Origin of the sequence: Nonomuraea fuscirosea, assembly GCF_003001935.1 — a bacterium.
GTDB lineage: Bacteria > Actinomycetota > Actinomycetes > Streptosporangiales > Streptosporangiaceae > Nonomuraea > Nonomuraea fuscirosea.
This window is the reverse complement of sequence record NZ_PVNG01000024.1, coordinates 134,586-146,342: the sequence shown is the minus strand read 5'-3', so window position 1 is coordinate 146,342 and position 11,757 is coordinate 134,586. Positions and strand designations below refer to the sequence as shown.

The window sequence follows — 11,757 nt, the reverse complement described above, 5'->3', positions numbered from 1 at the left end:
TCCCGGGAGACCCGTCACAGGTGGCAGGCGACGGGCCGGTAGGTTCGTCCGATGGCTGACGCGATCTTCGAGCATCCCCGGCTGGCCGCCCTGTACGACCCGCTCGACCCCGACAGGAGCGACCTCGACGTCTACGTGGCCGTCGCGGCCGAGCTGGGCGCGCGTACCGTGCTCGACATCGGCTGCGGCACCGGCACGTTCGCGCTGATGCTGGCCGCCCGCGGGATCGAGGTGACCGGCGTCGACCCGGCCGCGGCCTCGCTCGACGTCGCCAGGGGCAAGCCGGGCGCCGGCCGCGTGCGCTGGATCCACGGCGACGCCACGGCCCTGCCGCCGATGCGGGCCGACCTCGCCACGATGACGGCGAACGTGGCGCAGGCCGTCGTCGAGCCGGACGCCTGGCACGGCACGCTGACCGGAGCCCGGGAGGCACTGCGGCCGGGCGGCCACCTGGTGTTCGAGACCCGCGATCCGGCCAGACGCCCCTGGGAACACTGGAACCGGGAGGATTCACACCAGGTCACCGACGTGCCGGGGACCGGCGTCGTGGAGTCGTGGCTCGACCTGGTCGACGTCAGCGGCCCGCTGGTGACGTTCCGGTGGACGTGCGTGTTCGCCTCCGACGGAGCGGTGCTGACCTCCGACTCCACACTGCGCTTCCGCGAGCGGGACGAGGTCGAGGCGGACCTGGCGTCAGCCGGATACGTCCTGGAGGAGGTCAGGGACGCTCCCGACCGGCCGGGCAGGGAATTCGTGTTCTTCGCCCGCCGCCCCGAGGAGTGAGGGTCTCGCCCAACGCCGGGTGGAGTCCGCCGCAGTCTCGCCGATCACACTGATGGCTCGGCGCGCGCGTCACGTGCGGATCCCGTGCGACCGCCGGCTCCGGCAGGTCTACGGGCCGCTCCCGGCCGGGGTCAGGAAATCACGCACGAGCCGGTCGTGACGGGCGCGGTCCACGTTCCACGCCTCCGTGTGCCCGCCCTGCGCGAACGGCTCGAACTGGATCTGCCAGCCCAGGTCGCGGCCGGCGGTGACGAGGTCGCGTGCCTCCTGGAGCGCGTGGTCGGCGTCGGGAACGGTGTGGATCAGCAGGCAGCCCGGCGAGCGGCGACCTGGCCAGGAACTGCCCGGCGATCTGGCCGCCCATCGAGGTGCCGTACAGGATGAAGCGTCGTGCCCCCATCGTCCGCGCCTGGCGCAGGGCGGCCTCGAGGTCGCGCCACTCCGAGTCCCTCAGGTGCAGCAGCCCGTCGGGTGAGGGCGGCGCCCCCTCGTCGTTGCGATAGCTGATGGCCATGAAGGGCAGCCCGAGCCGGTGCACGACGGGCAGGATCTTCAGCTCCGCCTTGCGCCGCCCGCTCTGCCCGTGGACGGCCACGACCCACGTGTCAATGCCGCCGGGCACGTACCAGGCCGGCGCGGGCCCGAGTTCGGTGGGCACCATGATCTCGGTGTGGCCGATCCCCCAGGCGACCTCCGGGTCGCCGGGCGGAACGCTGCCGAAGTAGCCGGGCGTGCCGACGGAGGGGGCCGGGCCGCGCAGCACCTTGCGGGTCACCCGGTCCTGAGCGCGGGAGACGACGTCGCCGAGCATCGAGAAGGCGCCGGTCCACTCCAGCCAGTACGTGCCGGGCTTGCCGGTCTCCGGAGTCCGCTCCAGCGTCACCAGATCGCCTTCCACGGCCAGCACCCTGGTGTTGCCCGTGCCGTAGTGGACGACCTTGATCCCCTGGTCGCTGCCGTACCAGGCCCCGGCGCCCGCCGCCGCGACGAGGATCAGGAGCACGGTCGCGCCCGCGGTCCAGGCCCGTCGTCTCCACCGGGGCCGCCGCTCACTGCCGGACGCCATCGAAGATCCTCCTCACCGTGCGCTCGCACGAGCGCCGCACGGTGTCCTCCTCCAGTCCGCTGCGGCCGCCGGGATGGAGCGCCCCGTATACACAGTAAACACGTCAATGTATACATCGTATACTTGGGTCAATGAAGCGCGCCGCCGGCGGAGTCGACGAGCACGTGCACCTCGGTGTCGGAGGTGTCGCTCAGTCCACCGGCGAGGCCGGCTCCGGCCAGCGACGCGATGACCAGGGCCGCCGCCGCGATGACCGTCACGGGTCTGAACGGGCGCCGCGCGGCCGGCGGGAGCGCGGCCGGGAAGGCGACAGCAGGGGCGTCCGAGGCCGGCGGGCGTGACAGGCCGGCCTGGTGCGCGGTGATCTCGGCGTGGCAGGTCTGCCAGACCCGCAGCTCGTCACCCTCCACCCCGCACGCCTTGACGAACGCGACGAGCAGCTCAGGGCGCGGCAGCCGGTCCCTGCCCAGCATGGTCGAGGCGGTGGAGTAGGGCAGGGTGTCACCCGCCGCGGCGGCGCGCCGGTCCAGCTGCCGGAAGCTCAGCCCCGCCCACGTCTTCAGCCGCCGCAGCTCGGCCATGAACGCGACGGCATCGGCGGCCCCGGCTGGTGACGGTGGGGGTTGCGGTGCGGGTGTGGTGGTCATGGTCATCCTCCGGTGATGCTCTGAGCTGGCCGTACGGTGTCTCGCACAACCTCGGACACCTCGACATGTTGATCAGAGCCCGACCCGGTGGTCAAGGTGGTGGCCCCCTCGACGCTCAGGAGGCCGAATGAGGTGGCTTCGCGTGGGCGGCGTGCTCCTCGCCGCCATGACCGCGCTGACCGCGTGCGGGAACGGCGACGTTCCCTGCCCGGCGAACCCGGGCCCGATCGGCGTGTTCGTCGCCGACACCATGCCCAAGGAGGGCAGCGGGACCGTCATGGCCGCCCGCGGCGGCCGGATCGCGTACTGCGAGGGCTTCGGCCTGGCGGACCGCGCGGCCGGCGTCCGGGCGAGCTGCGACACGGTGTACGACGTGATGTCGATCACCAAGCAGTTCACCGCGGCCGCGATCCTCAAGCTGGAGATGATGGGCAAGCTGCGCGTGACCGACCCGATCGGCCGCCATCTCCGCCAGGTTCCCGCGGACAAACGGCCGATCACCCTGCACCAGCTCCTGACGCACACGGCCGGACTGGCCGAAGGGCTCGGCGACGACTACGACGTCCTGTCCCGCGACGACTTCCTGACCAGGGCGCTCGCCTCGAAGCCGCAGTCGGCTCCCGGCACGGCGTTCCACTACTCGAACATGGGTTACGGGCTGCTCGCCGCGATCGTCGAGGAGGTCTCCGGGCTCGGCTACGAGAACTTCCTGGCCGAGCGCCTGTTCGCCCCCGCGGGCATGACCAGGACCGGGTACGTGCTGCCGACGTGGGAGCCGGCCCGGATCGCGGTGGAGTACGACGACCGGGGAGCCGCCCACGGCAGGCCGATCGCCCACCCGTGGGCGCAGGACGGCCCGTACTGGAACCTGCGCGGCAACGGCGGCATGCTCTCCACCGCCCGCGACCTGCTCCGCTGGCACCGCGCCCTGTCCGGCACCGGCGTGCTGTCGGCGACGGCCAAGCGGAAGATGTTCAGCCCGCAGGTACGCGTGCCCGACTCCCACGACTCCTACGGATACGGCTGGGTGATCTCCGACACGGACGCCGGCCGGATCGCCTGGCACGACGGCGGCAACTCCTGGTCGCTGGCGAACCTCGCGCGATCCCTGGACGACGACGTCATGGTCTTCTGGGCCAGCAACCACGCCTACCAGCGAGGGCGGTGGAACCTGGAGGACCTCATGGAACCGCTGACGTGGGGCGTCGCCTGCCGCGCGCGGACCGCGGCGGCACCCACGAGCGGTGGCGCAGGCCGTTGAGCCCCACCTTAAGGATTCGGTAAGTGCCGTACGGGAGGGTGATCTCGACAGCGAGGCACTGACGAAGGAGACCGCGATGAGGAAGCTCGTCGAATCGACGTTCGTGACGCTCGACGGCGTCATCGGCGACCCGCACGTCTGGGGCGCCCCCTACTGGGACGAGGATCACCAGGAGTACGGCTCGAAGCTGCTGTTCGAGGCGGACACGCTGCTGCTGGGCCGGGAGACGTACGAGGGGTTCGCCGAGGCGTGGGCGGGCCGCTCCGGTGACGCGTACACCGACAAGATGAACAGCATGCCGAAGTACGTCGCCTCCACCACGCTCAAGAGCGCCGAGGCCTGGAACGGCAACCTGATCGAGGGCGACGTCGCCGAGGCCGTCGCGGAGCTGAAGCGGCAGCCCGGCCAGAACATCTTGAAGTACGGCACCGGCGCGCTCGACCGCACCCTCATCGAGCACGGGCTGGTCGACGAGTTCCACTTCTGGATGTTCCCCGTCCTCGCGGGCGGCGGCGACCGGCTGCTCAGCGGCCTGATCGACCTCACCCACCTCCGGCTGCTGCGGACGACCCCGTTCACCTCGGGCGTCGTCGTCCTGACCTACGGCCCCAAGGGCTAGGTGCGGGCACGCGCCGTCCTGTACTAGCATCCGACGGGACGGCGGCACTCTCCCGCCGAACCTCCAGAGCGGGCTCCCACGCGGCCCGCCCGGCGCGGAGGCAAAGGGGACGCGAGGAGCCTCGGGAGCCGCGCTCCGACCGGTCGGCGATCTTTCGTGGCCGCCACGGGCCGCGGGCGTGGGCCGGGTCCTGGCGACGGCCGCGGGAAGAGTCGTTCATGACCAGCAAGAAGCAGCTCAAGGCGCGCGTCCGGGCGCGGATGGCCAAGACCGGCGAGAGTTACACGACGGCCCGCCTGCACGTCGCGGGCCGCGCCGAGGTGGCGGCCGACGGCGGCTGGCGGTTCTCGGGCGGACGGCATCCGTCCAGCGCCGCCATCGCGTCCGTGCTGGCCGACCAGGGGGCCGCCGTCAGCGAGCCGCTGGTGTTCCTGGCGGGCGGCGGCATCGGGGCCGGATACATCCTGTGGGAGTTCCGCCACGACGACTCCCGCCACGTGGTGCTGGGCTTCCGCAACCAGTGGCAGTACCACGACCGCTGGATGGCCAAGACGCTCGGGCGGCTCGGGGTGCCGTACGAGGAGCACCGCACCGCCGGCGTACGCGCCGCCGCCACCAGGCTCGACACGGAGCTGGACGCCGGGCGGCCCTGCATCGTGCTGCCCGACCGCTACCATCTGGGCTACTGGCACCTGCCCGCCGCGCTCGACGGGTACGGCGGTCACCCGGTGGTGGCCTACCGGCGTGACGAGGACGGCGTCTACCTGGACGACCGGGGCCGGGCGCCGATCCACGTTCCCCGGGAGCGGTTCGACGCCGCGCGGGCTCGGGTGAGTTCGTACCGGAACGTCCTGCATGTGCTCCGTCCCGACGGCCCGCCGGACGAGGCCACGCTGGCCGCCGCCGCCCTCGACGGGCTGCGCGACTGCGTGGCCCACCTGTCCGCCACGTCCGACTCCTTCTCCCTGCCGGCCTGGCGCAAGTGGGCGCGGCTGCTGGTGGACACCCGCAACGCCAAGGCGTGGCCCAAGGTCTTCGCCGACCGGCGCGGCCTGGCCGGCGCGCTGCTGTCGATCTGGGAGGGCGCGCAGCCGGTCGGCATGGACGGCGGGAACCTGCGCGACCTGTTCGCCGACGCGCTGGACGAGGCCGCCGCGCTGCTCGACCGGCCCGGCCTGGCCGAATCGGCCGCGCGGTTCAGGGAGATCCAGGGGCTCTGGCACGAGCTGGCGGAGGAGGCGCTGCCCGCGCGGGTGCCGGAGTTCGCCCGGATCAGGGAGCTGACGGCCGCCGTCAAGGAGAGCGTCATGGCGGACGGAACGGCGGGCGGGCCGGTGGCGGCGCCGGCCGCCGAGGAGCTGTGGGCGGCCCGCGCCGCCGCGAACGACTCCCTCGCCGAAGCCGGCGATCCCGGTCCGCTCTTCGCCGCGCTGAGCGCCAGGGTGAGCGCGATCTACGAGGCGGAACGGGCGGCGATCGACCGCCTGTCGGCCCTCACGGCCTGACGCGACCGGCGAAAACCGGGCGACGGGATGGTGGGGTTGTAGGTAGCGTCGCCATGCTCACCGCCACCAGCAGCGGCGACCCTGTCACGGGCCACCTCACCATCTCAAGCCACACCGCACCAGCACACCGCACCAGCACACCGCACCAGCACACCGCCATCACCAATCAGGCCATCGCGGAAAGCAGGACATGAAGATCACGAATGCCGTCGTCACCGGGGCCGCCGGTGGGATCGGCCGCGCCCTGGCCGCCCACCTGATCGCGGAGGGGGCGAGCGTCGTGCTCTCCGACCTCGACGCCGCGGCCCTCACCGAGGCCGCCGGCGAGCTGGGCGGGACCGCCGTCGCCGCCGACGTCTCCGACGCCGGCTCGATGGAGGCGCTCGCCGCCGCCGTGCCCGAGCCCGACCTCGTCTGCCTGAACGCGGGCATCGTCGGCCGCGACCTCGGCGTCCCGTGGGAGGTGAGCGCCGAGGACTGGGCGCGGGTGTTCGCGGTCAACGCCGGTGGTGTGAGCAACGGCCTGCGGGCGTTCGTGCCCAGGATGCTGGCCGGCGGACGGCCCGGCCACATCCTGATCACGGCCTCGCTGGCGGGGCTGGTGACGTTCCCCGCCGGTGGCGCGTACGCGGCCTCCAAGCACGCCGTCGTCGCGCTCGCCGAGCAGGCGGCGCTGTCGCTGGTCGGCACGCCGATCGGGGTGACGCTGCTGTGCCCCGCGCTCGTCCGCAGCGGCATGTCGCCGGAGGGCGAGGATCCGGCCGACGTCGCCGCCGATGCCCTGGCCGCGGTCCGGGCCGGCCGCTTCACGGTGGTGCCCGACGGGTGGGACGGCGAGATCGAGCGGCGCGCCCGATGGCTGGCCTCCGGTGCCCAGCCCACACCCCCGAACCTGCCGGAGTGACGGTCGTCCGGTCTCCGGCACCGGGCCGCCGCCGTGCCGGGGTGACGGTCGCTCCCGACGCGTCGCGGTGACGGCTGTTCGTCTCTCTTGGGAGGATGCGCCGCTTTCGGACGCCTGCGGCTAGGGTGAATCGTCGGAGGAGGGAGGAGCCATGCGTACTCGGCTGTCGGCCGCATTCCTGCTCCTCCTCTCCTGGTTCCTCCCGCCCGCCGCCCATGCGCAGGCCGTTCAGCAGATCACCGTCGCGCAGGCCCAGGCGTGGCGGCCCGACCAGCACCACTCCGGGGTACGGCAGCTTCCGCCACCGGCCCCGGCGGTAAGAGCGTGGGCGGGCCCCGGCAGCGCGACCGGCACCACGGCCGCGCTCGCGGCCGGACTCCCGGCGTTCCACGCCCCGTGGGCCGTCGTCGTCGCCTCCCCGGCCGATCGCGCCCCGGTGGTCCGCCGCCCGCTCGCGGCGGCCGCGCGGGCGCCTCCCTCCACAGTGCGCTGAGGATTCTCCTTCTTTTCGCACGTCCGAGCCTGTGGAGGCTTTCATGTTCCGTGCGCCGTTCTGGCGTGCGGTGGCGGCGTGTGCCGTCATCGCGATCTCCTTGGTCGTCACCTTCAACGCCGCGCCACGTCTGGGCCTCGACCTGCGCGGCGGCACCCAGCTCGTCTTCGAGACGAAAGACTCGCCCACCGTCGAGGCCGACGCGGCCGCCACCGACCGCGCGATCAACGTGCTGCGCCAGCGCGCCGACGCGCTCGGCGTGGTCGATCCCACCCTGGTCCGCTCAGGAGAGAAGCGGATCATCGTCGAGCTGCCAGGAGTGCTCGATCCGAGACAGGCGGCCGAGGTCATCGGCCGTACCGCGCAACTGGCGTTCCACCCGGTGCTCGGCGCCGCCGAGCAGGGCGACGGCACGGCGGTGCGCGACGAGAACGGCCAGCCGCTCAAGCTGGGACCCGCCGCCATCACCGGCGACGGGGTGAGCGACGCGGCCGAGAGCAGCGACCCGCAGCGCGGCCCCGGCTGGTGGGTGAGCCTCGACTTCCGCGACGCCGCGGCCTGGCAGAAGCTGACCGGCGAGGCGGCCTGCCATCCGCAGGGCGATCCGCAGCGCCGGGTCGCCATCGTGCTGGACAAGGAGATCATCTCCTCGCCGCCGATGGATCCGTCCGTGCCCTGCGGCGCCGGCATCCCGGGCGGGCGCGCCGACATCACCGGCTCGTTCACCCACGAGGAGGCGCGCGACCTGGCCGTGCTCATCAAGGGCGGCGCCCTGCCGGTCCCGCTCGACCTGGTCGAGCAGCGGACGGTCGGCCCGACGCTCGGTGAGGCGGCCATCAAGGCCAGCGCCGAGGCGGCGGTCGCGGGGCTGATCCTCACCGCCGTGTTCATCGTGGCCGTCTACCGCCTGGCCGGGCTGCTGTCGGTGATCGCGCTGCTCTGCTACGGCGCCCTCTCGTACGCGGCGCTGGTCGCGATGGGGGCGACGTTCACCCTGCCGGGGCTGGCCGGGTTCGTGCTGGCCATCGGCATGGCCATCGACGCCAACGTGCTGGTCTTCGAGCGGGCCAGGGAGGAGTACCAGCAGTCGCCGCGCCGCGGGCTGCGCAGCGCACTCGACCGGGGGTTCAGGAACGCCTGGAGCGCCATCGCCGACTCCAACGTCACCACCCTGATCGCCGCCGGGCTGCTGTTCTGGCTCGCCTCAGGACCGGTCAAGGGCTTCGGCGTCACGCTGGCGGTCGGTGTGCTGGCCTCGCTCGTCTCGGCCATGCTCATCACCCGCGTGCTCGCGCACGCCGTCATCGGCCGGATCGGGCCGCGCCTGTCCGGACTGGGCTCGCCCGGAGCCGTCAGGACCTGGCTGACGCGCAGGAATCCGCAGCTCATGCGGGCGGGAAAGGTGTGGCTGGCGATCGCGGGCACGGTCGCGGCGGTGGCCGTCGCCGGGCTGGCCGCGCGCGGGCTGAACTTCGGCGTCGAGTTCACCGGCGGCCGGCTCGTCGAGTTCGCCACGTCCAGGCCGATCTCGGCCGAGGCCGCCGGGCAGGCGGTGTCGCGGGCCGGGTTCCCCGCCGCGGTGGTGCAGGTCAACGACGACGGCGTCTCCGTACGCGCCGCGAACCTCGGCATCGAGGAGGCCGCCAGGATCGAACAGGCCCTCGAGGCCCAGGCGGGCGAGGTGACCAAGACCCGCGAGGAGTTCATCGGCCCCAGCCTGGGCGAGGAACTGCGGCGCAACGCCCTGATCGCGCTCGGCGTGGCGGTGGCCATGCAACTCGTGTACCTGGCCGCGCGCTTCCGGTGGACGTTCGGCGCGGCGGCCGTGCTGGCGCTGGTGGCGGACGTGATCGTGGTGGCCGGGCTGTTCGCCTGGCTGGGCAAGCCGATCGACGGCGTGTTCCTGGCCGCGATGCTGACGGTCGTCGGCTACTCGGTCAACGACAAGGTGGTGGTGTTCGACCGGGTCAGGGAGCTGTGGACGGCCCGGCGCGGTGAGCCGTTCGCGTCGGCCGTGAACGGCGCGATCCTGCAGACCATGCCGCGCACCGTCAACACCGGTCTCGGGGCGCTGTTCATCCTGGTCGCGCTCATGTTCTTCGGCGGCGACTCGCTGCGGGACTTCGCCGTGGCGCTGGTGGCCGGGATCGTGACGGGCACGCTCTCTTCGGCCTTCGTGGCCGGGCCCGCGGCGATCCTGCTCGGCCGCTTCGACCGCCGCCCGCCACCGCAGCCGGCCGCCCCGCGCGAGCGCAAGGTCCGTACGGGATCGGGGGCGGTGCTGTGACGGCGGCGCTGTGACGACGGCGCTGTGACGACGGCGGCGGGATGAGTCGCTGAGGTGGCGTCCGGCCGGTCGGGCGAGGTGACGGCCGGCCGGACGCGGGGAAGGGGTCCAGGCGAGGGGGAAGGGCCGGGGCGAGCGGGGAAGGGGTCCGGCATGGAGGTGCTGAGCAGTCGTGTGCTGTTGCGTCCCCGCGACCCGGCCCGCAGCCGCCGGTTCTACGCCGAGACGCTCGGCCTGGCCGTCTACCGCGAGTTCGGCCCGCCGGACCACCCCGGCGTGGTCTTCTTCCTGGGCCAGGGGCTGCTGGAGCTGTCGGGCAGCTCGCCGGACGGCGCCGGGCCCGGCGTGTCGCTGTGGATGCAGGTACGCGACGTCGCCCGCGAGGAGGAACGCCTGCGGCGGGCCGGCGTCACCGTGCTGCGCGAGGCCCGTACCGAGCCCTGGGGATTGATCGAGTTGTGGATCGCCGATCCCGACGGTCACCGTATCGTTCTGGTGCAGGTCCCGGCCGACCACCCGTTGCGGCGCGACGCCCGCTGACTCCGGGGCCGCGAGCACCACGAGGAGCACGCGCATGACCGCCTACCGGATTCTCGCCGTGGACGACGACCAGACCCTGCAGCGCGCGCTCTGGCGTGGCCTGCGCATGGAGGGCTTCGCCGTCGACACCGTCGACTCGGGGCCGCTCGCCCTGGACAGCGTCAGAGCCGCTCCTCCTGACGCGATCCTGCTGGACGTTTCCATGCCCGGCATGTCGGGCATCGAGGTGTGCACCCGATTACGCGAGGCCGGGACGCACGCGCCGGTGCTGATCCTCGCCGAACGGGACGAGGTCGAGGAGCGGGCAGCCGGGCTGGCCGCCGGCGCCGACGACTGCGTGATCAAACCGTTCGACCTGTACGAGCTGGTTCTGCGCCTGCGCGCGCTGCTGCGCCACATCGCCCCCGCGCCCGCCGTCACCGTCGAGGTCGGCCCGCTGACCCTCGACCCCGCCGCCCGCCGGGTCACGCTGGAGGGCCGCGAGGTGCGGGTGACGCGGCGCGAGTTCGTCCTGCTGGAGGTGCTGGCGCGCAACGCCGGCCTGGCGATGTCCCGCAAACTGCTGCTCGAACGCGTCTGGGGCTACGACTTCGAGGTCACGGGCAGCCCGGTGGACGCGTTCGTCGGCGGGCTGCGGCGCAAGCTGGAGTCGGACGGCCACCCGCGCATGCTCCACTCCGCCGGCGGCGCCGGTTTCGTCCTGCGCGAGCCGCCCCGCTGACCCATGGCGGTCACCTTCCGGCCATCGTCCGCCGGTCACCCTCCGGCCATCGTCCGTCCGCCACCGTTCTGCGGCCGTGGTTCTCCAGCGGCCGTTCAGCCGCCGTCGTCCTCCAGCAGGTCCAGGTCGGGCGGCACCAGCGTGGTGGAGTCCACCAGCCCCCGCAGCAGGTTGTGCAGCAGGTTGTCCGACGGCCCGCCGGCCCTCCTGTCGTGCGTCAGCGGGTAGGGAAAGCCGCCCGCGTGCAGCCGCTTGCGTACGGCCTCGATCCGGTTCTCGATCCTGCGCTCCCGCCAGTCGGCGCCGGGCCGCAGGTAGGCCAGCTGCTCGGCCGCCTGCCGGTACGACAGGGGCCGCGGGCCCTCCTCGTACAGCAGGTAACGCTGGCCCAGCACGACCAGCAGCAGCCGTTCTTCGTCGTCGAGCGACCACCGCTTCGGCGGCAGCGTCTCGGCCCGGCGGCGCGGGGAGCGCTCCTCGTCGTGGCCGGAGACGTACAGCTCGACCAGATGCTCGCGGTAACTCGACCCGCGCACGAACACCGGCGTGTACCCCTCGGCCAGCGGCACGGCCTCGGTCGTGGCGTGCATCAGCCGCCCCTTGGGCAGCCGGAGCAGTTGCCGGCCGGTGTTGCGCAGCCACCACCGGCGCTCGCGGAAGGTCAGCTCGCCGTGCTTGCGGCTCACCCACAGGTCGTCCTCACCGACGCAGACGTCCACGTCGGGCTCCTCGCCCCGGCCGAACCTGACGGTGAGACCGGCCCTGGGCCGCACCTCCACACCGCCGTGCACCGTACGCGCGTGCAGGGTGCCCGGCGGGGCCGGCGCGACGCCGCGCGCCAGGCTGTCAGGAGCGCTCATGTTCGCCCGCCTTCCTTCGTCGCTCCCTCAAGCCTGCCCGAACGCCTCCGGGACCCTTCCCTGAACGTCTC

Annotated in this window: 12 protein-coding genes; 9 read left to right on the top strand and 3 right to left on the bottom strand. The window is 73.1% G+C overall.

The genetic code is table 11. The features are described from left to right. The first annotated feature begins 51 nt into the window (after window positions 1-51). A complete protein-coding gene (locus tag B0I32_RS43655) occupies window positions 52-783 on the top strand; it encodes a class I SAM-dependent methyltransferase (protein WP_106249707.1) in 732 nt (243 codons plus the stop codon). 139 nt (window positions 784-922) lie between these two features. Here B0I32_RS43655 and B0I32_RS43650 read toward each other — a convergent pair whose 3' ends face one another. Then, a complete protein-coding gene (locus B0I32_RS43650) occupies window positions 923-1,849 on the bottom strand; it encodes an alpha/beta fold hydrolase (protein ID WP_106249705.1) in 927 nt (308 codons plus the stop codon). Window positions 1,850-1,977: 128 nt separating this feature from the next. Further along, on the bottom strand, window positions 1,978-2,496 hold the full coding sequence (locus tag B0I32_RS43645; protein ID WP_146178524.1) for a helix-turn-helix domain-containing protein: 519 nt from the start codon (window positions 2,494-2,496) through the stop codon (window positions 1,978-1,980). Between the two features lie 127 nt (window positions 2,497-2,623). Between B0I32_RS43645 and B0I32_RS43640 the strand changes: the two genes are divergently transcribed. The 8 genes from B0I32_RS43640 to B0I32_RS43605 all read left to right on the top strand — a co-directional run bounded on the left by B0I32_RS43640 (window position 2,624) and on the right by B0I32_RS43605 (window position 10,826). Further along, complete coding sequence (locus B0I32_RS43640) at window positions 2,624-3,757, top strand: serine hydrolase domain-containing protein (RefSeq protein WP_219912313.1); 1,134 nt, start codon at window positions 2,624-2,626, stop codon at window positions 3,755-3,757. Between the two features lie 76 nt (window positions 3,758-3,833). Next, window positions 3,834-4,376: a dihydrofolate reductase family protein gene (locus B0I32_RS43635; RefSeq protein WP_106249701.1), complete on the top strand. Its 543-nt coding sequence runs from the start codon at window positions 3,834-3,836 to the stop codon at window positions 4,374-4,376. Window positions 4,377-4,594: 218 nt separating this feature from the next. Beyond that, a complete protein-coding gene (locus B0I32_RS43630) occupies window positions 4,595-5,881 on the top strand; it encodes a BtrH N-terminal domain-containing protein (RefSeq protein ID WP_219912312.1) in 1,287 nt (428 codons plus the stop codon). 190 nt (window positions 5,882-6,071) lie between these two features. Next, a complete protein-coding gene (locus B0I32_RS43625; RefSeq protein WP_106249700.1) occupies window positions 6,072-6,785 on the top strand; it encodes an SDR family NAD(P)-dependent oxidoreductase in 714 nt (237 codons plus the stop codon). Between the two features lie 151 nt (window positions 6,786-6,936). Continuing rightward, on the top strand, window positions 6,937-7,278 hold the full coding sequence (locus tag B0I32_RS43620) for a hypothetical protein (RefSeq protein WP_106249698.1): 342 nt from the start codon (window positions 6,937-6,939) through the stop codon (window positions 7,276-7,278). A gap of 43 nt (window positions 7,279-7,321) precedes the next feature. After that, entirely contained in the window at window positions 7,322-9,565 is a 2,244-nt protein-coding gene (gene secD, locus B0I32_RS43615) for a protein translocase subunit SecD (RefSeq protein ID WP_106249850.1), read from the top strand. A gap of 153 nt (window positions 9,566-9,718) precedes the next feature. Continuing rightward, window positions 9,719-10,105 (top strand): VOC family protein, encoded by a 387-nt coding sequence (locus B0I32_RS43610; protein ID WP_106249696.1) that lies wholly within the window; start codon window positions 9,719-9,721, stop codon window positions 10,103-10,105. 34 nt (window positions 10,106-10,139) lie between these two features. Next, the gene (locus tag B0I32_RS43605) at window positions 10,140-10,826 is read left to right on the top strand and encodes a response regulator transcription factor (RefSeq protein WP_106249695.1); all 687 of its coding nucleotides are present in this window, start codon (window positions 10,140-10,142) and stop codon (window positions 10,824-10,826) included. 95 nt (window positions 10,827-10,921) lie between these two features. Here B0I32_RS43605 and B0I32_RS43600 read toward each other — a convergent pair whose 3' ends face one another. Then, window positions 10,922-11,686, bottom strand: a complete 765-nt coding sequence (locus B0I32_RS43600) for an FHA domain-containing protein (RefSeq protein ID WP_106249694.1) — start codon at window positions 11,684-11,686, stop codon at window positions 10,922-10,924. Window positions 11,687-11,757: the final 71 nt, after the last annotated feature.

Bases quoted from the DNA above. Each gene is read 5' to 3' on its own strand.
- B0I32_RS43655 (WP_106249707.1), top strand. From the start codon at position 52: ATGGCTGACGCGATCTTCGAGCATCCCCGGCTGGCCGCCCTGTACGAC.
- B0I32_RS43650 (WP_106249705.1), bottom strand. From the start codon at position 1,849: ATGGCGTCCGGCAGTGAGCGGCGGCCCCGGTGGAGACGACGGGCCTGG.
- B0I32_RS43645 (WP_146178524.1), bottom strand. From the start codon at position 2,496: ATGACCACCACACCCGCACCGCAACCCCCACCGTCACCAGCCGGGGCC.
- B0I32_RS43640 (WP_219912313.1), top strand. From the start codon at position 2,624: ATGAGGTGGCTTCGCGTGGGCGGCGTGCTCCTCGCCGCCATGACCGCG.
- B0I32_RS43635 (WP_106249701.1), top strand. From the start codon at position 3,834: ATGAGGAAGCTCGTCGAATCGACGTTCGTGACGCTCGACGGCGTCATC.
- B0I32_RS43630 (WP_219912312.1), top strand. From the start codon at position 4,595: ATGACCAGCAAGAAGCAGCTCAAGGCGCGCGTCCGGGCGCGGATGGCC.
- B0I32_RS43625 (WP_106249700.1), top strand. From the start codon at position 6,072: ATGAAGATCACGAATGCCGTCGTCACCGGGGCCGCCGGTGGGATCGGC.
- B0I32_RS43620 (WP_106249698.1), top strand. From the start codon at position 6,937: ATGCGTACTCGGCTGTCGGCCGCATTCCTGCTCCTCCTCTCCTGGTTC.
- secD (WP_106249850.1), top strand. From the start codon at position 7,322: ATGTTCCGTGCGCCGTTCTGGCGTGCGGTGGCGGCGTGTGCCGTCATC.
- B0I32_RS43610 (WP_106249696.1), top strand. From the start codon at position 9,719: ATGGAGGTGCTGAGCAGTCGTGTGCTGTTGCGTCCCCGCGACCCGGCC.
- B0I32_RS43605 (WP_106249695.1), top strand. From the start codon at position 10,140: ATGACCGCCTACCGGATTCTCGCCGTGGACGACGACCAGACCCTGCAG.
- B0I32_RS43600 (WP_106249694.1), bottom strand. From the start codon at position 11,686: ATGAGCGCTCCTGACAGCCTGGCGCGCGGCGTCGCGCCGGCCCCGCCG.